At 39.2% G+C, this 25,485-nt stretch carries 16 protein-coding genes, 5 tRNA genes and 1 riboswitch; of the genes, 4 read left to right on the plus strand and 17 right to left on the minus strand.

What is annotated here, in order from left to right; genetic code table 11:
• Window positions 1-134: 134 nt before the first annotated feature.
• Both aspS and hisS read right to left on the minus strand, forming a co-directional pair.
• Window positions 135-1,931, minus strand: coding sequence for an aspartate--tRNA ligase (aspS, locus tag HXT38_RS02605; protein WP_064340391.1), 1,797 nt, complete (start codon window positions 1,929-1,931; stop codon window positions 135-137).
• A 91-nt stretch (window positions 1,932-2,022) separates the two neighbouring features.
• On the minus strand, window positions 2,023-3,423 hold the full coding sequence (gene hisS, locus HXT38_RS02610) for a histidine--tRNA ligase (RefSeq protein ID WP_004106651.1): 1,401 nt from the start codon (window positions 3,421-3,423) through the stop codon (window positions 2,023-2,025).
• A 96-nt stretch (window positions 3,424-3,519) separates the two neighbouring features.
• Here hisS and HXT38_RS02615 point away from each other — a divergent pair, with 96 nt between their 5' ends.
• The gene (locus HXT38_RS02615; protein ID WP_004574246.1) at window positions 3,520-4,890 is read left to right on the plus strand and encodes a DUF349 domain-containing protein; all 1,371 of its coding nucleotides are present in this window, start codon (window positions 3,520-3,522) and stop codon (window positions 4,888-4,890) included.
• A 91-nt stretch (window positions 4,891-4,981) separates the two neighbouring features.
• Here the strand turns inward: HXT38_RS02615 and HXT38_RS02620 are convergent, their stop codons facing one another.
• The 14 genes from HXT38_RS02620 to HXT38_RS02685 all read right to left on the minus strand — a co-directional run bounded on the left by HXT38_RS02620 (window position 4,982) and on the right by HXT38_RS02685 (window position 19,546).
• Window positions 4,982-6,109, minus strand: coding sequence for an Mrp/NBP35 family ATP-binding protein (locus HXT38_RS02620; protein WP_064340392.1), 1,128 nt, complete (start codon window positions 6,107-6,109; stop codon window positions 4,982-4,984).
• A gap of 3 nt (window positions 6,110-6,112) precedes the next feature.
• Entirely contained in the window at window positions 6,113-8,881 is a 2,769-nt protein-coding gene (gene ligA / locus HXT38_RS02625) for an NAD-dependent DNA ligase LigA (protein WP_421792002.1), read from the minus strand.
• A gap of 58 nt (window positions 8,882-8,939) precedes the next feature.
• Window positions 8,940-12,182 carry a tetratricopeptide repeat protein gene (locus HXT38_RS02630; protein ID WP_410299646.1) on the minus strand — a complete coding sequence of 1,081 codons (3,243 nt, stop codon included), beginning with the start codon at window positions 12,180-12,182 and terminating at the stop codon, window positions 8,940-8,942.
• Between the two features lie 174 nt (window positions 12,183-12,356).
• Window positions 12,357-12,432: transfer RNA gene (locus tag HXT38_RS02635), tRNA-Gly, on the minus strand.
• Window positions 12,433-12,575: 143 nt separating this feature from the next.
• Window positions 12,576-13,343, minus strand: a complete 768-nt coding sequence (locus HXT38_RS02640) for a thiazole synthase (protein ID WP_004108959.1) — start codon at window positions 13,341-13,343, stop codon at window positions 12,576-12,578.
• The gene (thiF, locus tag HXT38_RS02645) at window positions 13,333-13,956 is read right to left on the minus strand and encodes a sulfur carrier protein ThiS adenylyltransferase ThiF (protein WP_004106663.1); all 624 of its coding nucleotides are present in this window, start codon (window positions 13,954-13,956) and stop codon (window positions 13,333-13,335) included. Before thiF ends, HXT38_RS02640 begins: the two co-directional genes overlap by 11 nt.
• Window positions 13,957-14,154 (minus strand): sulfur carrier protein ThiS, encoded by a 198-nt coding sequence (gene thiS / locus HXT38_RS02650; RefSeq protein ID WP_004574242.1) that lies wholly within the window; start codon window positions 14,152-14,154, stop codon window positions 13,957-13,959.
• Window positions 14,155-14,214: 60 nt separating this feature from the next.
• Complete coding sequence (allB, locus tag HXT38_RS02655) at window positions 14,215-15,591, minus strand: allantoinase AllB (protein ID WP_410297067.1); 1,377 nt, start codon at window positions 15,589-15,591, stop codon at window positions 14,215-14,217.
• A 1-nt stretch (window position 15,592) separates the two neighbouring features.
• Window positions 15,593-17,077: an allantoin permease gene (gene allW, locus HXT38_RS02660; RefSeq protein ID WP_421792005.1), complete on the minus strand. Its 1,485-nt coding sequence runs from the start codon at window positions 17,075-17,077 to the stop codon at window positions 15,593-15,595.
• Between the two features lie 299 nt (window positions 17,078-17,376).
• On the minus strand, window positions 17,377-18,618 hold the full coding sequence (locus tag HXT38_RS02665) for a hydantoinase/carbamoylase family amidase (protein ID WP_421792007.1): 1,242 nt from the start codon (window positions 18,616-18,618) through the stop codon (window positions 17,377-17,379).
• Between the two features lie 194 nt (window positions 18,619-18,812).
• A riboswitch (TPP riboswitch) is annotated at window positions 18,813-18,902 on the minus strand.
• Window positions 18,903-19,160: 258 nt separating this feature from the next.
• Window positions 19,161-19,233: transfer RNA gene (locus tag HXT38_RS02670), tRNA-Val, on the minus strand.
• A gap of 39 nt (window positions 19,234-19,272) precedes the next feature.
• A tRNA-Val gene (locus HXT38_RS02675) sits at window positions 19,273-19,344 on the minus strand.
• Between the two features lie 30 nt (window positions 19,345-19,374).
• Window positions 19,375-19,445: transfer RNA gene (locus HXT38_RS02680), tRNA-Cys, on the minus strand.
• A 28-nt stretch (window positions 19,446-19,473) separates the two neighbouring features.
• A tRNA-Gly gene (locus HXT38_RS02685) sits at window positions 19,474-19,546 on the minus strand.
• A 367-nt stretch (window positions 19,547-19,913) separates the two neighbouring features.
• On the opposite strand from HXT38_RS02685, the gene HXT38_RS02690 reads away from it, so the two are divergent.
• Complete coding sequence (locus HXT38_RS02690) at window positions 19,914-20,936, plus strand: hypothetical protein (protein WP_421792009.1); 1,023 nt, start codon at window positions 19,914-19,916, stop codon at window positions 20,934-20,936.
• Between the two features lie 715 nt (window positions 20,937-21,651).
• On the plus strand, window positions 21,652-22,743 hold the full coding sequence (locus HXT38_RS02695) for a 3'-5' exonuclease (RefSeq protein ID WP_421792011.1): 1,092 nt from the start codon (window positions 21,652-21,654) through the stop codon (window positions 22,741-22,743).
• Window positions 22,744-22,868: 125 nt separating this feature from the next.
• Here HXT38_RS02695 and HXT38_RS02700 read toward each other — a convergent pair whose 3' ends face one another.
• On the minus strand, window positions 22,869-23,318 hold the full coding sequence (locus tag HXT38_RS02700) for a P-loop NTPase fold protein (RefSeq protein ID WP_421792013.1): 450 nt from the start codon (window positions 23,316-23,318) through the stop codon (window positions 22,869-22,871).
• A 621-nt stretch (window positions 23,319-23,939) separates the two neighbouring features.
• On the opposite strand from HXT38_RS02700, the gene HXT38_RS02705 reads away from it, so the two are divergent.
• Window positions 23,940-25,325, plus strand: a complete 1,386-nt coding sequence (locus HXT38_RS02705; protein ID WP_421792015.1) for a hypothetical protein — start codon at window positions 23,940-23,942, stop codon at window positions 25,323-25,325.
• Window positions 25,326-25,485: the final 160 nt, after the last annotated feature.

Raw genomic sequence — 25,485 nt, forward strand, 5'->3', positions numbered from 1 at the left:
AGCTAACCTGTGTTACGGCTATTTATCACTATCGTTACGTTTTGTAACTCTTACGTTACAAAAAAGCCGTTAATTGTAATCATAAAATCAACAATCAACGGCTTATCAATAACACTTTTTACAAGTATTTCTATTTACTCGTTTTCTTCTGGATCGTAATCAACGCCAGTTTCAGCACGCTGCTCGTCAGAAATCGGAGCAGGAGCGCCGGTTAGAGGATCCCTACCGCCGCCAGCCTTAGGGAATGCAATTACGTCGCGGATTGAGCTTGCGCCTGCCAAAATTGCAGCAGTACGATCCCAACCCAAAGCAATACCAGCGTGAGGTGGAGCACCATACTTGAAAGCTTCAAGCAAGAAGCCGAACTTTTCGTCAGCTTCAGCCTTATCGATTCCAAGAACGTTAAGCACACGATCTTGAATATCGTCGCGGTGAATACGAACGGATCCGCCGCCCATTTCGTTACCGTTGCACACGATATCGTAAGAATCGCTCATAGCGTGCTCTGGATCTTTATCAAACTTATCGATCCAATCAGCAGATGGCATTGTGAATGGATGGTGCATAGAAGTCCACTTTGAGTGACCAACAGCAACGTCGTCATCATCTGGATCATCAGTGCGCTTGAACAGTGGGAAGTCAACAACCCAAGTGAAAGCAAACTCATCTGGGTGAAGCAATCCTGCGCGGCTAGCAAGCTCTACACGAACAGCACCGAGCAAAAGCTGCGAAGACTCGCGGGAGCCTGCTGCGAAGAACACTGCATCGCCATCTTCTGCTCCAACAGCTTCCTTAAGACCTGCGCGCTCTTCTTCACTAAGATTCTTAGCAACAGGACCCTTTAACTCGCCATCTTCACCAAACACAACGTAAGCCAATCCCTTAGCTCCACGCTGCTTAGCCCAATCCTGCCAAGCGTCAAACTGACGGCGAGGAGTTGCAGCACCGCCCTTAAAGAGCACAGCGCCAACGTATGAAGCTTGGAACACGCGGAATGGAGTGTTCTTAAAGTAGTCAGTCAACTCAATAAGTGGGTTTCCAAAACGCAAATCAGGCTTATCGGAACCATACTTATCCATTGCTTCCTGCCAAGTAATACGAGGCAAAGGAAGAGCAATCTCGTGACCAGCTTCCTTCCAAATAGCAGCAATAACGCGCTCTGCCATAGCCATAACATCTTCCTGGCTTGCAAAGCTCATTTCCATATCAAGCTGAGTGAACTCAGGCTGACGATCCGCACGGAAGTCTTCGTCGCGATAGCAACGAGCAAGCTGATAGTAGCGCTCGACGCCAGAAACCATGAGCAACTGCTTTAGAAGCTGAGGAGACTGTGGAAGTGCGTACCAAGAGCCTGGAACCAATCGTGCTGGAACAACGAAGTCGCGAGCACCTTCAGGAGTTGACTTAATGAAAGTTGGTGTTTCAACTTCAGTAAAGTTCATGTCTTCCAAAGCATGGCGGGCAGCCTTAGCCATATCAGAGCGAAGCTTCAAATTGCGTTGCATAGATGGGCGACGCAAATCAAGGTAGCGATACTTCAAACGAACATCTTCGCTTGGAAGCTTGTTCTCGGACTCGTTTTCCAAAGCTGTTGAAACCTGGAATGGCAAAGCGTCTGACTTCGCGAGAATAGTAACAGTTTGAGCAACAATCTCAATTTTACCGGTTGCTAAATGATCGTTTTCGTTGCCATCTGGACGCAAGCGAACTTCGCCGGTCACTTGTACAACGAATTCACTACGCAATGGTCGTGCAGTTTCTTCATCGTAAATAACAACTTGCACTAAGCCTGTGTTATCACGGACATCAACAAAGGCGACTCCACCATGATCGCGGCGACGATCAACCCAACCAGCGATGGTTACTTTTTGCCCGACTAATTCTTCAGTCACTTCAACGGCATGATGTGTGCGATACGCCGTCTGGCTCATAAGTCCACTTCCTCTACAATCTAATTGATATATTCATTTGTTTCTATTGACATGATTTTGCGCACAATATTCAAGCAAATTTGCAAGAACATTATTTAGCGCAAGAAACTGTCTGCCGGGCATAAACAGTATCCGGTTGCCAAGACGTGGCATCCGCGGTTTCCTGTTCGCCAGTAATAATATTTTTTACTTCATCGTGAGATGACTCTGATTCAGTGCTATCAGCAGGGAACCACACATAAGGAATGCCGAGCTTGTCAGCATATTTTATTTGCTTACCAAGCTTTGCTGCGCTAGGAGCAACATCTGCTGCAATGCCTCGATCTCGTAAAGTTTTAGCAATAGCATTGCATGCAGGACGATCTTCTTCATTCCACACTGCAACAAGTACTGCAGCAGGAGAAACTCGAGAAACAGTAGCTCCTGCAGTGTGAAGCATATAAGAAAGCAGTCGAGACATGCCAATTGAAAGTCCTACGCCTGGATACTTCTTCTTGCCCTGTGAAACTAAATTATCGTAACGTCCACCAGAGCAAATTGAACCAAGAGATGCTGCATTATCAAGGAAAGTTTCGTAAACAGAACCAGTATAGTAGTCAAGTCCACGAGCAATCTTCAAATCAGCAACAACAGCGCCTGGGCGAATACGTGCTGCTTCGTCTACAATCATTGCAAGAGTTTCAACACCTTGAGAAGCTAAAACGTAAGACTCGTTATCATCACTTCGAGAAATATTATGCTTATCGCATAATTCGTCGAAACGAGACTTCAACTCATCTCCTGTTTCGGCAGTAAGTTCAGCTAATTCTAAGCATGCATCAGCTTGAGAAGCCGTAGCGCCGCATTCTTTTACCAAAAGCTTGGATACTTCTTCAGCGCCAATTTTGTCTAGCTTATCGATTTCTCGAAGAACTCCCTCGATATCGCTTAATCCAATACCGCGATAAAAACCTTCAGAAAGCTTTCGATTGTTAGCATGAACAGTTGCCTTAGGAAGACCGAACTTACGTAAACGCTCAAGAGCTTCAACCATGACAAGTGGAAGTTCAACTTCGTAGTGTGAAGGTAATTCGCCATTTCCTACGACATCGATATCTGCTTGAACAAACTCACGGAAACGACCTTCTTGTGGACGCTCCCCTCGCCAAACTTTTTGCATTTGCCAGCGCTTAAATGGGAACGTCAAATCACCAGTATGCTCAACGACGTAACGGCTGAGTGGAACTGTTAAATCGAAATGTAAACCAATGCGTTCTTCTACAGGAGTGTCGGATTCGTGACCAACTTCTTGTAAACGCGATAATAAATAAATTTCTTTACTGGTTTCGCCTTTTTTTAATAAGCTTGAACCCTGTTCTACTGCACGCGTTTCAATTCCAATAAAACCGTTGAGTTCAAACACTTCTCTTAGTGTGTCAATTACTTGCTGTTCAACAGCGCGTTCACTAGGAAGCCATTCAGGGAAACCCGATATTGATGAGCCTTGTACCATGTCCACTATAATAGGTGGTGTTGCGGAAAAATCATGGCTTACCGTCATACTTATTCGTAACAATGTTACCGTGCATCTGCTGTAAGGAGTCGTCCCGTGACCGAACAGACTAAACCTGAAGAAACTACTAAAACTACTACCGCGCCAAAGCCAGTTGCTCCATCTCCAGCAAGCTTCGCGCATAAGACTCGTGTTGTTGCTCAAGCACCAACCATTTCTTATAGTGAAGAGGATATTAAAGCCGCAAAAACTTTTGGCCGTGTTGATGAAAATGGCACTGTTTACGTTACTGAAAACGGTGCTGAGCGTGAGGTTGGTCAATACTCCACTGGCACTCCTGAAGAAGCGTTGACTTTCTATATTCACCGTTATCTTGATTTGAAGATTAAGCTTGATCTTTTTGCTAAGCGCTTAGAAGCTTCCAATGTAAAAGCAAAAGAAATTGACGAAACGCTTAATACTTTGAAAGCTGAATTGGAAAATCCTGCTGCCGTAGGCGATATTGCTGCTTTACGTGCGCGACACGCCGAATTGACTGCAAAAGGTAATGAAAAGAAGGAAGCAATCGCTAAAGCTCGAAAAGAAGCTCTGGAAAAAGCTTTGAAAGAGCGTACAAATATTGTAGAACGTGCAGAATTGTTAGTAGCGCAAATGAATGAATCTACTAATTGGCGTGAATTAAACGATAAGCTACGTGCTTTATTTGACGAATGGCAGGAGCATCAGCGTACTACTATTCACTTGAATAAGTCTGATGCCGATGCTTTGTGGCAGCGTTTTTCAAAGGCTCGTTCTGCATTCTCTCAGGCTCGCAATTCTTGGGTTAAAGAACGTGAGCACGTGCGTAATACTGCTAAGCAGCTTAAGGAAGCTATTATTGCAGAAGCTGAAAGCTTAAAAGATTCAAAAGATTGGCGTGAAACTTCTATGAAGTTCAATGCTTTGATGGATCGTTGGAAGAAAGCTGGCAATGCTGGCCGCCAGCACGATGATGCTTTGTGGGCTAAGTTCCGCGAAGCTGCTGATGCTTTCTATCATGCTCGTCAAAATGACCGTGAAAAGGTTAATGCTGGAGAACACGAAAATCTTGCTAAGAAGGAAGCTTTGCTCGTAAAAGCAGAGGCTTTGTTGCCAGTAGAAAATGAAGAAGCTGCTAAGAAAGCTCGTAAGGCTTTGTCTCAGATTCAGGAAGAATGGGATGCTATTGGTTTCGTTCCTCGTGAAGATATGCGTCGTATTGAGTCTCGCTTAAACGACGTTGATAAAAAGATTAAGGCTGTTGAAGAAGCTGCTTGGCGTGAGGCTGATCCTGAAGCTAACGCTCGTAAGTCCAGTTTTGCTTTACAGTTGGAAGCACAACTAGAAGAGCTTAACGCTGCTATTGCTAAGGAAACCGATAATAAGCGTAAAGCTAAGTTGGAAGCTGAAAAGGCTACTAAAGAGCAGTGGTTGAACGCTGTTAAATAATTAGTTTTATAACTAACTAAAAGTATGGGGTCGCTTGATTTTAAGCAACCCCATACTTATTTTTTCGGCTGTATTTTAAGCTTTATTTGCTTTAAGAGTTTTTTATTAAAGATTTAGCTAAATGAATAAAAGTATTAGCTAAATTAGAATCTGCCAATTTTCCATCTTCGGTTAGAACAGCAGGTCTCCCTGCTTCACCAGTTTCTCTAAGCGCAGGATCTAAAGGAAGTTGAGCTAAAAGAGGCACATTAGTGTCAAGAGCGTTACAAAGTTGTTCGCTTACTCTCCTTCCTCCTCCTGAACCAAATAATTCTAAGCGCTCGCCGTTATTTTCAAACCAGCTCATGTTCTCAACAACTCCGCGAACTTTTACAGGAATTTGCAAAGCCATAAGACCTGACCTAACTGCTACATCTGATGCGCTAGGCTGTGGAGTTGTTACTACAACAAGCTCTACGTTTGGTAAGGATTGCGCTACAGCTAATGCCATATCTCCTGTGCCTGGAGCTAAATCAAGAAGTAAAACATCAGGGTTGCCCCACCAAACATCTGAAAGAAACTGCTCTAAAGAACGTTGTAATCGTGGTCCTCTCCACAAAATAGCACGATCAGTTCCAGCAAACATTCCAATAGAAATAAGCTTTACTCCCCAAGCAACTACAGGCATAAGCATTCCGTTTAAATTTGTTGGTTGAGAATTAACTCCAAACATTCGCGGTAAAGAAAAGCCGTAAATATCGGCGTCAATAGCTGCAGTATCGTAACCTAATGCGGCAAAAGTTGCAGCTAAATTAGCAGTTATAGAAGATTTTCCCACTCCGCCTTTCCCAGAGGCTATAGCAAAAATTCTCGTGCGAGTGCCAGCTTTATTAAATGGATTTTCTTTGCGTTCAGCTTTTAAATCTGCAACCAACTTTTCTAATTTAGTTTTACTCATTGCAGTAGCGTTAACGTGCGGTATGAGTATTGCTTGAGGATATTTAGATATAGCTTCTTGAACTCGTCCTGTAATTACTTCTGCAAGAGGGCAATTTGGCACAGTAAGTTCAAGATTTATCTCTACATCATAAGCAAACTTTGTTGTATCAATGGTTTCAGCTTTCTTTATCACATGCACTCCGGTTACCATATTTAATTCGGTAACAGAGCGACCTAATTCTGGATCAATAACGCTACCCAGCAAATCGTAAACTTGTTTTTCGAGTTCACTTGTATTCATGCGTTATGATTCCTCAGCAATGAGATTTGGAACAGTATTATTTGCAATTTGTAGTATTTCTTCTAAGTTCCCAGTTTTTAAAAGAGTATTAAACTGTTGTTCGTTAAGCATAGGGATGCCAAGTTCTTGCGCTTTAGTTGCCTTGGATCCTGCATTTTCGCCTAGAATAACGCAATATGTGTTCTTGCTTACTGATCCTGATGCTTTGCCGCCTCTTGAGACTATAGCTTCTTTTGCGCTGTCTCTTGTAAATCCTTGCAAAGATCCTGTAACAACTATTGTTTTACCTACTAATGTTTGAGCGAAAGATGATGCTTCAACTTTCCCTACTACACCTGCTTCTTGCCACGATTTTAATACTTCAAATTGCCAATTAGCAGGGTCATTAGCTTGTTGGAACCAGTTGTATACTGCTTGCGCAATTTCAGGACCAACTCCATCAATTTGTGTAAGTTCTTCAATAGATGCTTTGGAAATATTGTCTAAAGATCCAAAATTTGCCGCTATAAGACGTGCAGTTGGTGGACCTAGTCTACGAATAGATAAAGCAACCAAAACTCGCCACAGTGCTGCATTCTTGCCTTTTTGAGCTATTTCTTCAAGCATACTACGAGTAGTTTCAGAAGGTCTTGTATACCATGGCACATTTATTGTTTCTTTAGCGTTGTCGCTAGTTTTAGCATTTCTAGTAATGCGCTTATTTTTCCAAAGTACCACTTTAGCGTCAATTGGAACTTGGAATTTAGGATATTGAGGATCCCATTGTTCGTTTGGTGAAGTAGTTTTTTCGGGAGTTCCTTCTGCTTCGTAATTTGTAGATAACTTTGCTTCGATTGTGCGAGTCCAAAATGCTCTAACTTGGTGCCAAAGACCAGATCCGCCTATTTTGCGTGTACGCTTTTTAAAGCTACCGTCTTTACTAACTTCTTTCCACTCTTCAACAAGAGGAATTTCTTTCCAAACCATTACATTTTGCAAATCGTCGGCAGTAATACTAAATAATCCAGCTTCATTTCTAAGTACTGGAGTTTGTGGTTCAGGTAGCGTTAAATCTGGTGCCGGTATATATGATTGTTGAGTTGCTCCTCGCTGAATTATAATTTTATCCATATCTGGGCAGTAAACTTCTGCAGTTGTAGGTCTGCAATCCTCAGGATTTGTAAGAGCTAGCGCAGCGTTATCGCCCAAATTTTCAATATCAAAAGCTTGTCTGGAAGCCAAGTGAATTATTCGTTCTGTAAGTTGAGCTGGGCAGTTTTCTACATTTGGGCAACGAATGTCTTTATCTCCCTCTTTTGCAGGAGCTAGCTTAGTTCCACAAGATGGGCAGTATTCTGGCATAACAAACTTTCTAAGTTCATTTTCTCGCCCTTCCCTAGCTTTAAGTACCGGTCCGACTAATTCTGGAATAACATCCCCAGCTTTACGAACTACGACAGTATCGCCAATTAGCACACCTTTATGTTCAACTTCGTAAGCATTATGAAGAGTTGTGCGAGAAATTGTCGATCCTGCTACAGTAACAGGTTCAAGAACAGCTACAGGAGTTACTCTTCCAGTTCTTCCAACCTGGACAATAATATCCTTCAAATAAGTATTAACTTCTTCAGGAGGATACTTGTATGCAATAGCCCATCGTGGAGCTCTAGAAGTAGCTCCTAGTTGATGCTGTAATGCTCTGTCATCAACTTTTACAACTATGCCGTCTAAAGCGTGCAAAATATTTGCTCTATGCTTTCCGTAATAGTCAATCATTTCTTCTATTTCAGAAAAATTTGTGACTTTTCTTGTGTACGGAGAAACAGGTATTCCCCACTGTTGATAGAGCTTATATGCGTCAGACTGATTAAATTTTGTTTCACTATTGTTATGGTTTGTATTTTCTTTCCAACGAAGCTCACCTAGTCCGTGTGCAAAAAAGCTTAATCGACGCGTGGCTGTAATTCGTGGGTCTTTTTGGCGCAAAGAGCCAGCTGCAGCGTTACGAGGGTTTGCAAAAGCAACTCGTCCAGCATTTTCTTGTTCATCATTTAATTTTCTAAAGTCTTCCCATTTCATAAAAACTTCGCCACGAATTTCCACGAACTCAGGAATATCGTCAGGATTATCAGAATGAAGCTGTGTTGGTATTGCTTCAATCGTTCTTACGTTTAATGTAATATCCTCGCCAGTTACGCCATCGCCTCTAGTAAGACCTTGTTCAAGAGTACCGTTGCGATAAATAAGATTTAAAGCAAGACCATCAATTTTTACTTCGCAAGTCATAGGAAGAGGTTGAGACTCATCCCATTGTAAATCGCGAATTACGCTGTTATACCAATCGTGTAATTCTTCAATTGAAAATACGTCATCCAAACTCATCATTCGAGACGGATGCTTTACAGAAGTAAAATCGTTAGAAAAAGTTCCACCTACGCGATGTGTTGGAGATTGAGGTGTGTCTAAAGTTGGGAAGGCAGCTTCTAAAGCGCTTAGCGCTCGCATTCTTGCATCATATGCTGCGTCTGAACTAGTCGGAGAATCTTCTACGTAATAAGCAATTTGATCAGATTGTGCCCAAGCTGCCAATTTTGCCCAAAGTTTCGCAGCTTGCTCTATAGTAAGCGTCGCTTGCTGCAAGTTTCCAAGAGCCAACGCATCAGTGTCTGTTGGCTGAAGTTGAGCAATCCACGTATCTGTTTTTTGCGTATTTTCATGAGTCTCATTTTGCTCGTCAAAATCGTCAAAAAGAGTCCATTGTGCGTTTTTTGACTCGATATCATCGTGAGCCATACTCATGAAACCCCCTTCAAATCAGCTGTTGCTTTATATAGATTATGTCACTTACCATTTACGCATTTAATGAACGTAAGAACTGTGATTGTACTGCACCTTCACAATCGTCATTCAGTGACATTCGAATATGTGCTACACACAAAGTTCTTGCAATTACAAACATTCCATCGTCAACAGTTAGCTTTGCAGCTTTTCCAATAATATGATTTGCTTCAATATTAGGCCAGACAGGAATATCGTCACTCATAAAGCAATGTCTAACATCATCCATACTAGTAGGAGCTTTATAACACTGCGAGCGCATTCGTGATAATAATTCTTCTAGTTCCATTTGTAGCGGTTCTATTCTTCCTGGAGCTAAATAGTCTGCCATTCGGTAAGCGCTTGCTGCCAGAGTGAACTTGTCTTGCATCCAAGCTGCATAAGCTAATCTATAGTATGCGAATGCTGCGTCGTCTTTGTCTAATGCTACTCGAAGTGCGTTTAGACATGCTGCTACTGTTGACGTCCAATCTTCTTGTTGCGATAATGCTGCTGCAAGTCGCAAATGCGATAATGCGTATGTTGGAGCGTATGAAACCATTGTGTTTAAATGTTTTAACGCCGCATCATATTGATGTAGTTGTGAGAGCAAATCTGCTAATTCCATGTGGGCGTAGAATAATCCGTCTGGAATAAGTAGTGTTTGCTCGTCTGGTGTTGCGAATAAGCGGTTGTACACTACTCGTTCTGCATATGAATTAAAGTAACGTGGCACAGCATTATCTATTGTGAACATGGTGTCAAATTTTGCAATATTGTCCTCATAAGATTCTAATGCTTGTTTAATGTCGCCCTCTATGAGTTGTTCTTGGGCGTGTATGCGCATATCTCTTATATTTTGAGATGCTTTGAAATGAAGTTCCGGTATTGTAGTTTCGTCAATAAGTGAACGAGTTACTATATCTGCTTGGTTGTTAAGCTCTGGGTCGCCAATTTGTTCGATGATATTCATTGCTTCACGAGCTTTTTCAGCTGTTGTTAGCAATGGTTGTGAAGCAATATGATGAAAATCGGCGACTGCTTGCTGTAGCAAGTCTTCTCGTTGTATAGAAAGACCTTTAGCATGTTCTGTTCCGAGTATTTCTTCTTGTTCTTCGTTAAATAGTGTGTCTGAAAACTCTGGCTCTTCCTGTGCGCCGTTAGGTGAGAAGCAAGTGTCATGCAAATCGAATGATGGTTCTACAGTGTTAAGCTTGCAATTTTCGTTTAAGCTTATACGCGCGTTAGATTTTTTGTAGAATTCTATAGGATTTCGTAATCCGTGCGAGCGAATATGTTTTACGAAATTGTCACGTTCGAAAGTGACGGTCATTAAAGTTCGCACTTCTGGCGGTTCGCTAAATGCTGCTAAAGGATTTGTGTTATTTGCGTTGTTTTCATTGTTTCCGGCTGCCATTGCGCTTGTTAAATCATCACTATGCTCATCTACTAATGATTGCGCAGCTTCTACAACATCAGCAAACGGTAGGTGTTGCAAATCTTGCAACTTAGAAGGGTCGCCATGAATGTCTCCATCTTTTGGCTCACCTTTTTCGTGCGTACTATTGTTATCAATTCTATTTAGTGCTCTTAGCGTACGATTTAGTAGATTGCTAATAGCGCTATCTTGTGCAGCAACCATTTCTTCTAAACCTACAGAGTCAAGTCTAATAGAAACTTGCTGTATTTTATCGCTAATACCAAAAGCGAGAGTTGCAAGCATAATTCCAATTCTCAAATTGTAATTTACTGAAATATTGGACTTTTCGCTATCGCTATACTCATGCCACTTATTTTTATGAGTATCGTAGATACTTCTTGGCATTAGTGATGATCCTGTTGCTGTAAAAGCTAATGCAACTTTCCCATCTCCTAAATTAGAGCGAAAATCTGCATCAAAACGGAACGGTAAATACAAGCTACGAATAAGTTCAGCTAAAGATTGGCGATACAACCACTCTCCTGCTTCAGTCTGTTTTAAATACGATGCAGACTGTTGGCACTTGCGAGCTTTGCGCCATAAATGCATTAATGGGCGAATACAGTCATCTTGCGTAGGATCTCCGAAACTTTGCATTCCTAAATCTTCGCTAGCAATAAAAGCTGGATCTTCAATAAATGAGTTATCGATAGCACAAATGCGCTCGCAAGTAATATTATCTTCTAAACTTTTACCACCTTGCGATGCGTTTGCTTGAATGCATTGATAAATTGCTTGTAGTCTGTTTAATGCACCTTCAATGCGCAACACTTTCAAAGCTGCAGAAGGCTCTAATGAATCATCCCAAATCAAGTAATGTGCTGAAGTTTTCTGTGCAGGTTGTAAGTGTAATCTTTCCGCTGCATGGACTGCTTCTAGACTGTGAGTTTGCTCTAATGCTCCAACGTCGCGCATGACGCGTTCGTAGTATTCTTCCAAACCGGAAACTCTAAAACCTTCTTTGCGCGCAGTTTTAATATCGGAAACGCTTCTTCTTATTGCGCCAAGAGGAGCTTCTGTATGCAAGCGGTGTAATACGTGAAAATATCCAAAACCAACTAATGATTGGTGCAAATCTGGCACAAAAAAAGTCGCAAAAAATACTGTAGCAATAGCGTCTTCATATGAAAGATTGCATCTAAAATCGTCACTCAACGATACGCGTGTGCCTTCAATAGTATATTTTTTATGCTTTCCATTGTTTAAGCAAATCCATGAAGCAACTTGATGCAAGCCATCATCTAAAGAAACTTGCATAACAACATCGCCATAGACAAAAGGCTTATCGTTAATGTTTTGTTTTGCGTATGAGCTTGAAGTATTCTTATTTACTTTCTTTTTTCGTAAATTTTTAAATACGCTTTGTAGTTGTTTTGTAAAGTTATGTGATGCTTGTATTTGCTTAGATCCATAGAATCTAGTTTTGTTATATAGATTAAAAGACCCTTGCTCAATAAATGACAATTGTGGTATGCGCTCAATTGCTTCTACAGGAGTTACTTTATCTCCTGTGTAAACTCTCCCATCTTTGTCTGCGATTGCAAGTTGACGAAAATGTTTTCCATCATCTTTGCATAAACCTAGTGCAATTCCAAATAGTTTCCCAGGGATTTTAAACCAAGCTAGTTGGGTATTTGCTGGAAGTCCTGGAAAATCACGAAAAATACGGTGTTTAGAAAAAGTAGGAATGGAAGTAATTTCGCCTTGTTGCCATAAGGAATCAATAGCGTCTGACATGATTGACATACGATCTTCTTTAGAGTGTGTCTGCTCGGTAGATTGCACGTCTTCAGCCATAATCCCCATTCTTTCAAGTCGTTGACATAATGCAAGTTGCGTTCGTAAGCATTCAGCATTTAATCTTATGCGCTGACTGCACTCGTCACATCATAGTTCAGTATATAAGTAGTATATAGGAAACGCATGTTCGATGTGTGAATGTTGCAGAATTGTGGATATTTTATTTTCAAATGGAGCGGACAACGGGACTCGAACCCGCGGTCTCAACCTTGGCAAGGTTGCGCTTTACCAACTAAGCTATGTCCGCAAACAAGTGAATACCTTATATCATTTTCATAAAAAGTGCAAATTAGGTATGTCGCAAGCCTTACAAGTACTGGCTGTACTTGTAAGGCTTACTTGTTTCAGATTTTCAGTGTTTTAAGTTGAAGACTTATTTTATTTGTTTGCTTACTTGCTTTCGTCATCGCGCTTTGGAGAAGATGGTGTTGCACCCTTTTCAAGCACTCGACCAGGGCCTGCAAGATAAGCTGCGCGGCCTGCCTCAATACCAAGCTTGAAAGCTTTAGCCATAAGCACAATATCGTTTGCAGTAGCAACTCCAGTATTTGCCATTACAGCTGCAGCACCCATTTCCATTGCTTCAGCAGCCTGGCTTGGAACGCCAATGCCGGCATCGACAATAACAGGAAGATCGATTTCGTCGATAATAAGCTGAATAAACTTCTTAGTTTCAAGACCCTTGTTAGAGCCAATCAAAGAGCCGAGAGGCATAATTGCGGCAGCTCCAGCGTCGCGCATTGCCTTAGCAAAGTACAAATCTGGATACATGTAAGGAAGAACAGTAAAGCCTTCGTCAGCCAAAATCTTTGTTGCTTGCAAAGTAGCTTCATTGTTTGGCAACAAATACTTGCGATCAGGAATAATCTCAAGCTTGATGAAGTTTCCGCAACCCATTTCGCGAGCAATATGTGCAGTGTTAACTGCTTCCTCTACAGTTACGCATCCGCTAGTATTAGGCAAAATGGTAACGCCTTCTGGAATATGCTTTAAAATTCCTGCAGCTTTCTCGCTATAGCGAATTGCTACAGTAATCATTTCAGCTTTAGCACTATTTACTGCGGCATCAATAAGCTCCTCAGAATACTTTCCAGAACCCAAAATGTATCGAGAAGTAAACTTCTTACCACCTAATTCTAAATAATCTTCATTCTCCATAATTTCCTCCATTTTTTATCCATTTCAACGCTTCTAACGCTTCTAAACTTGCGATAATCGAAACATAAGGCAAATACAAGCCTTCTTCAGGAGAAGACTTAAAATCACCTACTAAGCACACGTTTGAAAGATGCTTAATTTTTACGTTCTTAATATCTCCTAGTCCAGATAAGCCAGAAGCGGTAATAACATATTTGTTAGGATGATTCATGAAATAGTCAAGAACCATTGCTTTCGATTCGCGATTGTCGAATGCTTCAATAAACAAGTCGGAGCGCTCAGCAATCTCATCTAACGATTCCGGCGTAACTTTTTGTACGAAAGCTTCTACTTCAACGTACGGCAAAGTTTCATTAAGCCGTGCTTTAGTAGCAGATACTTTGTGTTGTCCAATTTCGTTAATCGTATAATTTTGACGGTTTAAATTCGAATACTCGATACTGTCAAAATCGTAAATGTACAACTTTTTTACGCCGGCTCGCGCAAGCATCAACGCGATATTTGATCCCAAACCGCCGCAGCCAAGTATTGAAACTGATTGTTGAGCAAACAAATCATTATCTTCCTTTAGCTGACGTTTAAGAACTTTTGCGCGAATATCGTCACTTTCCATTCATCCTCCTCCCATAATGCTAAATACTTCAATTTTTGCGTTATCTTTAATTATGAAAGTTTCAAAATCTTTGCGTTTTACTAATTCACCATCAACTTCTATTGCAACAAAAGTACTGTCGTAGCCTTCGCGCTTAAGTAGTTCAAGTAAATTCTCGTTCTCAACATAATCCACAGTATCGTGATTAAGTTTCAGCACACTTACCTCCTTTCTGTAGAATATGCTTTAAGTTTTAAATATTACGTTTAAAGATTCTACCTAATCCTTAGCTGGATGGAGAATAAACTTGCCCTTGAAGCCTTTGCAAACGCCATTTTCTTGGCTGTAAATTTCTTCGCCGCGAAGCAAAGTTCTTACCACCTGGCAGCCAATAGTGCGACCAACGTATGGGCTGAACTTGTTTCGATACTCAAGGTCTTCAGCTTTAAGAACATAAGGAGCGTTTGGCTTAATGAATGCAAGATCTGCGTCGTAACCCAAACGTATGCTGCCTTTTTCTTTCAAATCGAAGCGTTTTGCAGAATTGCTAGAATTCAATGCCACAAATTGAGTTAATGACATTCCGCGCTTTTGCACAGCTTCATCAAAGAACACATCAACATCGTTTTGAACGCTACCAATACCACCCCAAGCTGTGAAAGCATCATCAGTTTGCTTCAAACTCAAAGGAGCTGGCGAATGGTCGGAAACAATGAAGTTAATAGAACCGTCAAAAACCTTTTCCCACAAGCCATTCTGGTTTTCCTTGTCACGAATTGGCGGAGTGCACTTAGCGATATTTCCAATCTCGTCAAGCTCAGAAGTGTCGAAATACAGGTAATGGTTGCAAGTTTCGCAGCTTACGTCAACGCCATTCTTACGAGCGTCAGCAACAGCTTGAGCGCCTTCCGGTGAAGAAACATGAACAATATGAATTCTGCATCCAGTTTCTTTAGCAAAAAGACAAGCGCGTTCAATCGCTTCAACTTCAGTGAAAACAGGTCTGGTTGCTACGAACTCAGAAAGTTTTCTAGCTCCCATTTGATGAGCTTTCTTTCCAAGCTGGTCTGTAATAGGAGCGTTTTCGCAATGCATAATCAAAATTTTGCCGGTTTTTGCAATCTGCTGCATACCGGTGTAAAGGGAATAATCGTCGCAATTATACAAATCAACTTGCAAATCCTTGTCGCCAGTAGTGCCGAGGAATGCTTTGTAATTAACGACACCCTGCTTATCTTGCTCGCATATTCCGCCATTGAGGTTTTGTGGTTCCAAGCCACCAGTTTGACCAACATCAACCTTGAGCTTTCCGTCGGCTTCTTTAAGCACTGCCTCAAATGATTTTCCATCAGTAGTAGCAGGAATCTGATTGCAAGGCATTTGCAGCATTGTAGTAATACCGCCTTTTGCGCCGGCAGAAGTTGCTGTTACAAAACCTTCCCAATCGTCGCGAACGCCGCCGCCTGGAGCGTTAATATGAACATGAGAATCAACTTTTCCAGGAACAACTATTAAATCAGTTGCGTCAATAGTTTTATCGGCTGTAAAGTTGCTTCCAAAAGCGGCAAACTTGCCGTCTTTAATTGCTATATCGGCTTTAGTTGCTTCATTATCGAATACAACCAAACCGTTTGTGATTACTACATCGTAGTTCATATTATTTCCTTTCTTTAGCCATTGTTGGCTGAAAAACTTTTGATAGTAATATTTGACACACGAAACCTACAGCGCATCCCACGATCCATGAGATTTGAGTAAGTGGTGAAAGTAGAGGAATTATCTGCCCGGAAAGAGCAAATAAAAGCCCAAGTATCGTAGAAGTATAAGATATCCAGTTAGTTCCAGAATAGGCAGATTTTGACGAGCTATTTGTATCGTAATAAATTTGATCAAGATCAATATGCGTGCGCTTTACTACGTAATAGTCGGCAAGTAGAACACCTGCAATAGGGCCTAAAAGCATGCCAATAAGATTCAAGAAGCCTGTAATATTAGCCATAAACTTCCACGGCATTAGCACAGTGCTTACAAGAGCTGCAATAACCACTCCACGCTTATAATTTACAAATCGCGGAGCTAAAGCAGTTAGCTGGTATGCTGCAGGAACAATATTGCCAGTGGCATTTGTGCAAACTGTAGTAAGTAGAAGCAACCCAGTAGCTATTGCAATTGCAGGAAGATTATCCCACTTGTTTATGATGACAAGAACATCTGTAATGGTTTCATGGTAAAAAAGCGATCCGCCCACTAAAATAACTACGCTTGTAAAAGCAAAAAGCGCGTAACTTAGCAAGAAGCTAGCAATTTGACCTTTTAGTTGAGCCATAGTTGACTTTGCGTTTTGCGTAAAATCAGCAATAGAAACGGCAGGAGCAGCCCAAACGCCCAGCACAGAATTTACAACCATCATCATGAAAAGCCCAAGACCGTAATTAGTTGGCGCTTGAACAGTAGCATGATATTGCATGATTGCAGATAATCCACCAGCACAGCTAATAGCCCATACGCTCATGCAACCAAAAACAACGTAAATAAGTGGGCTTAATACTACAGTTAGCTTATTAAGAGTCTTTCCTCCGCCTAAACCAATCGCCAAATTAAGCAACCAAAATATTGCGAAGGAAATAATAATAGGTATGTGCGAACCTACAAATGGTATTTTGTTTCCAAACGTAAGAAGCTCAGGGCAAATTTTGCCAACTAGAATCTCTAAAGCTTTCGCACCTATATATGTTTGAATTCCATACCAGCATATTGCAGCAACTACTCCCCTGAGGAATCCTGGTAGTTGAGCGCCTGCTTTTCCGTATGTTGCGCGCAAATGCATAGAAAACGGTATGCCGTATTTGGAACCTACAACACCGTTAGCAACCATGACAATTGCTGTAAGAATTGCGCCAAGCATGATACCAATCATTACGTAAATTGGAGAGTATCCCATTAAAAGGAACGCGCCAACTGCAGCATAATTAGGAATATTGTGTACAGACTGCATCCACAAAGTGCAAAAATTAAGAGCACTCATTGTGCGTTTTTCTTGCGGCTTTGGCAGTAAATCTTCATTAGTGTAGCCGCGCTCGCGGTAACATTCCAAGTTTTTACTAGCTACTGGCTCATCTTGTAGCAGTTTACTAATTTGCATGCGCACCTCCTTACTTTTCTTGTTTGTAATTTGATTCTTTTTTGTGTTTTGAGTTTTTTGAAAGTAATAATCGCAACTTTGCTCAAAAATAAAAAAAGATACGAAAGGATTTCGTACCCGTGGTGGTGCGCCCCTTCGTATCAGCCTCTTATTCGTGAATAAGCGTTGTACTCTCATTCGATATTCACTTTTCTTCGCTGCGATTAATTAAGCAGTGAAGTTTGCATCGTATATGCCTTTTGCGTCCTTCCTAGATTTCTATTTATTTGGTTTTCGTTATCTTTTTAGTTGGTTTTTAGTTAGTCCTCATAAGCCAAACTATGCAGAGCATCTCGTAAAAGCTTTACTCCGTGAACAGCGTCTTGTGGATCTGTGTACTCTTCTGGAGCGTGACTAATACCATCTTTTGAAGGAACGAAAATCATTCCGGATTTTACAAACGGAGCAAAAATTTGCGTATCTTGACCAGCACCTGAATGCATGACTCTGTACGCATAACCTTGCTTATTAGCTTGATCTTTCAAAAGATTAATAATATCGTCGCTAAGTGGTGTAGGATCGTCAGACATCCACTTATCGATCTGCGCTGTAATGCCATAAGACTTGGCAGTTTCGTGAATATCCTCGTCGAGTTCCTGCAAGAATTTATCAAGAAAAGCTTTATCTGTATGACGGCAGTTCATTGAAAAAGTAACTTCTCCAGGAACAATATTTACTTGATTTGGAACTACGCTGATTCTACCGAAAGTAAGCACCAGTGGGTCGCCTGATTGCTTAGCTTTGTCAAGATTTTTGGCGATTATATGAGACATGCAATCTACTGCATCGTGCCTGTAGGACATCATTGTTGTGCCAGCGTGATTTTGTACGCCTTTAAGATGAATATCCCAACGATGCTGACCAGCAATGCTAGTGATAATACCTAAATCTTCGTGATTGCTGTAAAGCGTTGGTCCCTGCTCAATGTGTAGCTCAATCCAGGCTTCAAGATTTGCGAACTTAGGTTGAGTTGTTTGATAATTGAACCCAGCTTCACGCATTGCTGTTTCGAAAGGAACACCTTCGCTGTCGCAAATATTTTCTACGTCCTCTTTTTGGGCTAGTCCGAAGAAATTCTTTGAACCCCAGAATACGTATGGGAAACGTGAGCCTTCCTCTTCTGCTAAGCAGATAATGCGAAGACTTTTCTTTGGCTTTCCATATCTAGTAAGTAAATTCTTAATTGCTAAATAGGCTGCAACTATTCCAAGTTGGCCGTCAAAACGACCTCCTCTTGAAACTGTGTCAATATGCGATCCACAAGCTATTATGCTTTCTGGTTTTTCGCATCCTTCAACAGTTGCAATTAGGTTTCCAACTTGGTCGAATTCTACAGTCATACCGAGTTTTTCAAATTGTTGACGAAGAGCAAAAAGAGCCTGTTTCCAAGATTTTGTGTAAAGAGGTCGAGTAACTCCTTGTTCTCCTGGTTTTTCTGTGAATCCTGCAAGCCAGCTTATGGCCGATTCTATAGTTTCAGCACTTATGCTGCTATCAATCATGTGCAGTATTCCTCCTCACTTGTGCAAGTTTTCCCAAAAGTGACATTCAGGCGGATATTTTTTGGTTTTGGTGTTTGGTTTTTAGTTTTTAATTGTTTTTTAAATCTTTTTTTTTAATTGTTTAGTTGATACTCGTGTAATTGCTACTACTTTGTGGCAACGCAAGATGTCACGAAAATCGTGACAGAAAGAAATCACTTATTGTAATTGCTCCCTACGCATGTCTTAACAAAACAGGTTCAAAGGGTGTTTCTCAACTGTTTCCAGTACCCCTGCAATTTTCACTTGTACTCGGACGAGTATAGCACGATATTAAATGAACTCAAAATGAACATTAGTATGTGTGTTTCTGTGAAGAAATGATTGGTTGCTTGCTTGGCTGGTCGGTTGGTTGGTTGATTGATTGACTGACTGCTATGAGATATTGCTTCTATTTGTGGTTGCATGTGTGTTTGGCTGCGAAAAATTTTCATATGTAAGTTAGGAAATAAAAAATAGCCAGATAACAAAAAACGCAGTGCTTCTACACTGCGAACATATTGTGGGTGATATAGGAATCGAACCTATGACCCCTTCCGTGTGAAGGAAGTGCGCTAGCCGCTGCGCCAATCACCCAAAATTTTTTAATTATGCGTGAAAGGCAATCCTTTCGAGTGGGCGATACAAGGTTCGAACTTGTGACCCCTTCCGTGTCAGGGAAGTGCGCTACCACTGCGCCAACCGCCCGGTTGTGTATTAAGCTAACCCGCTTAATCGAGGTGGGTACGAGAGTCGAACTCATCTATACGGCTTTGCAGGCCGCTGCCTAACCGCTTGGCTAACCCACCGTAAGGTCGAATAACTCATCGGACCTAGAGCGGACAACGGGACTCGAACCCGCGGTCTCAACCTTGGCAAGGTTGCGCTTTACCAACTAAGCTATGTCCGCAATGCAACTTTACTGAACAATGTCAGCGCCGAAGCACGAGTAACTACTATACCCGAAATATTCTCAAATGCAAGCCCTCGCCTATTTTGGCGTGTCGTTTGGTGTGCTATTTGGCGTGTTTTTCAGCGTGTCTGTTGGTGTGTCATATATTCTATTCGGCGAAGGTGTATCAAAATTGTTGCGTTAAGGAAACAGTTTTGATACGCACTTAATCTTCATAAGCTTACAAATTTTTCTAATTTGAAGAATAGAAAATATTTAACATAAATTCTATTCACAAAATAAGCAAAATGCGGTTAAACTGTAACAGTACTCATAAAGACGGCAATAAGATATATCAAATATTTACAGCAGAGAAAGATATTCTATGAATAACAATGATGTTTCTGACAAAAATAGTGACGTACAAAAAACTCAAATTATAAATAACAGCGCTACACCATATGATAAGAGCCAGATCAACATGTCTCACAAGCCAAATAATGCAAAAAATCCAAAAAATACAAAATCTAAAAAACTTAAACATATACTCCTAACTGTATTAATAATCTTTTTAGCAGCTGGGGTCATAGGTTCGATTCAGCAAAATAAACCAAACAACACTAAAACCAAGTTAAGTGCATCAGAATGTAAAAATATAGCAAAAAACTATGTAGTTGACGACTTTTTGTCCTTGAACGCTATTAAGAAAAAGATGACAACTTCCGGATGCTCCGCGAAAGATTCTGAATCTGCTATAAATTATTTAGACGACACTTACGATTTCAACAATGTGGCAGTAAGAAAATTAAGGCTGCTTGTAGAAGATGATAATAATTTAACTGAAGAAGACGCAAAGTCAAAACTTGAAGACCTTAAGTTTGATGAAACAGAAATAGAATTTGCCATAAATCATTACTCTGACGAAATCTGCTCCGTAAAAAAGAATGACTTGTCTTGCGAAATTGAAAAGGATTCAATTTTTGCCAAAAAAGATAAAGATAGCAAATCCAAGGGTTCCAAAGATAATAATAAAAATAAACCAAAGTCGTCTTCAAATGGGGATTCTGACAATAAAAATCAAACTAACACTAACAAAACAGGCACAAAAAAGAATTCAACAAACAAATCATCTGTAGATAGTTCCAATTCAAATTCTACACAATCTGAAAATAGGAACGCAGAAGAACAGCAAGAGAATCAACAACCTGTCCAAGCACCAGTTCAGCAGCAGGCACAAGCACCTACCCAACAACCATCTCCTGTTCCTCAACAACAGCAACTTCCTCTAGTACACCCGGGAAGCTTCTGCTCTACTTCCGGACAACAAGGAGTGACTATACGAGGAACTCTTATGATGTGTAAACTAGGCGCGAACGACGATAGATTGCGTTGGCGCAAAGTACGGTAGTTTGTAGTTCTGTCTGAATTCCCATTACAGTATTGTAAGGAATTTCGGGCAGAACTGTGTACACTCTTAATTACTCTTACTTTCAGATTTCCACTTTTTTATGAGTTGCAACGCTTCTCGCTCAGACGCATGGTTAAAGTCGTCATTATTATTTTCATAATTCAATACAAACGACGCTAATTTTATTTGTTCTTCTTTAGTGAATTCGTCTAATCTGTTTTTATCAAAAGTTTTTATAGAATAATGAAATTCATATTCAGAAGTAAAATCAAGACAATTTTCTGAATAAAATTTCCAGCCCGTTAAACTATTATATGTTGTTAAGCATAAGAATTTAAGCTTATTCTTCTCATTATTGAATATATTCTTAACATATGAGATTGCATTTTCTTTATCAATACATTTCCATACGTAAAATGCTATACGGAATTGGTAAGAACTTAATATATCTTCGGATTTTGAAATGTATTAAATTTTTTCCGCATAAATTTTTTTTTCAATATCTTCTAAATGTTTAAGGCTAATGAATTGTGTTATAGACAAAAAATTGTGTTTATTAATCAAATGTCTTGTTGTAAAAGGCAAAAAGTATGGGTAAGCATAATGACCCATACTTAAACTTAAATCTTTAGTTCTTATTAGACTTATATAGAGAGCAGATGATTGCGCAGCAGACATATTTGAGAAGAAGGAAGCTTTGGTAAAAAATCATTTTATGCGAAGTCTCATGAAATTATCTGGTAAGTACTCTTTTTATGCTGATTCGCGTTTTGTTGCAGATTCTATTGATATATCAAGGTCTCATAGCTTTAAGAATTGCATTGTTACAACTGAGTGTAAAGATGAAGAAAAATATGTAATTGTAAAAAATAGTTATGGCAATATAATTTTTGAGACAAAAAATGTATTAACAGAAGCTAACAATGTATTAATGTCATTAGTAGGTAATAGACTAGAATATTTTTCTTACAAGCCCAAAGCGTCTTCTAATAGCAGTTCTAGTTTGATTCAATTTAGTTTAAAAGTTGAGATGAATACTGTGAGCATTCCATGTGAGGATATAATTCCAAGAATTGTTTTGGATACAGAAACTACAGGTTTGGATCCTGAATATGATGAAATATTGCAGTTGTCTATAATTGATGGGAATGGCAATGTCTTATGGAATAAGCTATATAAACCAGAATGTGTTACTCATTGGCCTCAAGCTGAAGCAATAAATCATATAAATCCTTTTGATGTTAGAAAATGTGAATGTATTACTAAAGATGTGGAGGCTATACAAAATATCATTAATAGAGCTAGAGAAATATGTGCATTCAATGCTAAGTTCGATTTGGCTTTTCTCGCTGAGATTGGTATACGCCTTAACAGGAACAAGGTTACTGATACTATGCATGAGTATGCTGAAACCTTCTATGGTTCAAAAACAATTGCGTTAAAATGGGCTGCCAAAGAGTGTAAATATTCTTATAATGCGCATGATGCGTTAGAGGATTGCAAAGCTACGTTACACGTTCAAAATAAAGTTGATAAAAAACGTAAGCGCAATGTATTGATAAGTGAAAAAATTGATTCGGAAAAATGTTTAACGGGATATCTGCCATTTAAGGTTCACAGGATGCCACCTAGTAGTAATAAGAAATCTGATGAATTGAATTCCAAATCTTATGTACACTTTATGTTGACTTTAATGTTTGTTGCGATATGTCTTGTTTTTCTATTCAATTCGTGCAATGGCTATCATAATAAAGATTATTATTCAGATGCCATACCAACTACTAGTAATGTTTATCCTGCGAGCTAATTAGAGTAGTTGTCTCATTTTATAGTTTTATCCATGTATTTATTGTCATAAGGTCGAAGTTTCTCTTACACATAATAATAAATTTTCTGCATGTATAATAGTTTTTTTCATTTCTCTTTTACTGTCTATCTTATTGGATGCATTAGAATACATAGTTTACGCTTCTCGTCTTTAGCTACACTTAATTTATTCTTCAATTCATAAAAGAACAAACTGATTAAATTGTTCTTGTCGGAATAATTCCATGGTGAGAATTTAATAACTATTGGATTGTGATTTTGATTTTCTTCTTCAGTTTTTTGTGAAGTATCGAATCTTCTTATTCTTTTGTATAATTTTGAATACCATTTTTCTTTCTCTACTTTTTTGGCTTCGTCTTCGTTTATTGGAATCTCGGATATAGCCATGTTAATAATAGATGTCTTGCCGCTACCCCACTTTCCATACAAACCGATTACAAGACCATCTTTGCTATCATATTCACAAATCGATTTTCCAAATTGTTCAGCAAAATCAGATCTTCCCAATAAATCTTCATCAGCTTTTTCAATAGGTTTATCTGCAACGTAGCTCATATGCCTTCTCCCTACTTTTGCAATTGCAGTATTTCGTATAATAATTTATATTCTAATTATTTATGCAAATTATTCTTTAGCTAATCCTTACATATTACGTATTTCAATAATTGAGATACAAGCCAAAGATTTTGAAAATGCTATCACATAAAACGTAAACGTGGCTTAGACCCAAAAATTATTAACCTTTTTTGATTAATATATTATAGACCATTATCACAAATGGATTGGGAGTACTCGGTCGGCGAAAGCTCCAGGTGTGATGCTTGGAGTTTTTGCCGATTACCCGAATCCTTTGGTACATTGGATATTATAAAAAATAAAGCTATAACGAAAATAACGCGAGGGTCTCGCAGCTGCCGTTTCGTCAGATTGTTGGTCAGGTGATTCCTCGCAATTTTCATTCTACGTATATTTTTCGGGTTATAGGGGTTATAGGCCAAAATTGTTGCGTTAAGGAAATAGTTTTGATACACAGGTGCGTAATGTTGTCAAGCGAAATTATTGATTGCTGCATTGGTTTATAGTGCTAAAATTGCAAACAATAAATTGCGGCTATTTATATTTGCATACTAAAATATTCTCATTAAAAGCAACAAGTTAGTTGGAGATTAAGAGATTATGGAAGATAAAAGCCTTGATTTAACTAAACCCGTTCTTGGTTTTTTGAAGACAGATAATAATGATTCTTCTGAAACTGTAGTTATGTTACATGATAACGGAATGAAATTTGAACTGTCTGTGTTATTCAAAGAGCTTAGTGGTCAGTTTTTAGATGGAAGAGTTACACATATAAAATCTGATGCAGGGAATGAAACAATAAGTAGATTGCCTGTACCTAATATTTTGCAAGTTTTATCACCAAGTAAAACATATACGTTAGTAGGATGTAGAGATACAGAATCAAGCAAGGATGTAATGTGCCCAATTAGAATTGCAACAATTACATGCGACTACATAATCGTTGGTTCAAATGAAAAACAATTCGAAAAAATAAGTAATTTGAGAACGAGTTGTTCAAATCTATATGATTGGTTCGTATCGGGAGGAATTAGCGTTAATAAGCTTTCTGATGATGGTGAAAGTATAAAAATTGATATTAAAAAATCTAGTAGCAAAGAGTTATGCAAAATAAATTCAATGCAAAATGAAAGCAATAAATCACCCATCAGTCTGTCGCTTGCTATCGATCAGCAGGTAAGAAAAATATCAAAAAATGGCAGTATTGTAAGCTTTACAGAAGAAGCATTTATTGAGACTCATAGTGAAGCTGAATTGAATTGGGAAAAGCATATTTCAATTCATAATTGGATTTTAAATCTTATCTCTATATCTAAATTAGAGCGATGCGAATTTTCAAAAATGGAAGTAGGTGTGGAAAACAATAATACTTGCAATGATTCAACAGTAAAATGGTTCCATGTTCTTCATCATTTAAATGCTTATGCGCAAAACATTGATAAAAAGCATAATAAACAATTCTTGTTTGATTTTGACGATATTAATATTTATGGAATAGAAAAATGGTTTGAATTATTGCAAAGATATGGAAGAGCAATGGGAATAATATCGCACATAGCAAAAGAGCAAAATAATCTTCCAGTTGAATCTGTGAATATAATCTTAGGTGTTGCACTAGAAGATATTGGGTGGGAAATAATAAAAAGTACAGGCCAGAAAAATAGAATGAACAAAAACGGTGGATTGGCATGTTTTATGTGCGCATTATGTGCGATAAAAGACGAATTTGGAGAATATTTTCCAGTAGATATCAAGGATTTTGATTGGTTAAAAGAAATGAATGATATTTATAAGAAAAATAAACATGATGATGCTAACGAAAATATGGAAAAAACTCCGAAAGACTATGAAAAAATGTACAGAATTAATGTTTGCTCTATGAATATTATTAGATTGTGGATTGGAAAACAGCTTGGAGCTGACCTACCGACAATGCTTAAAAGACTTAATTCGAACATATTTAAATACAATGAAGCATCTATATAAAAACACGCATACTGAATCATTTTAACTTGCATAAATATTAATTTTATGCAAGATAAAATGATGAATAGAGTAAAAATAATTAAGATAAGCCTAATTTACTTTTTAGGTACAATTTAGCCAAACTAGTGAGAATATCAAAAGGAATATTGATAATTTTATC

Source organism: Gardnerella sp. DNF01157, assembly GCF_049244225.1.
GTDB lineage: Bacteria > Actinomycetota > Actinomycetes > Actinomycetales > Bifidobacteriaceae > Bifidobacterium > Bifidobacterium leopoldii.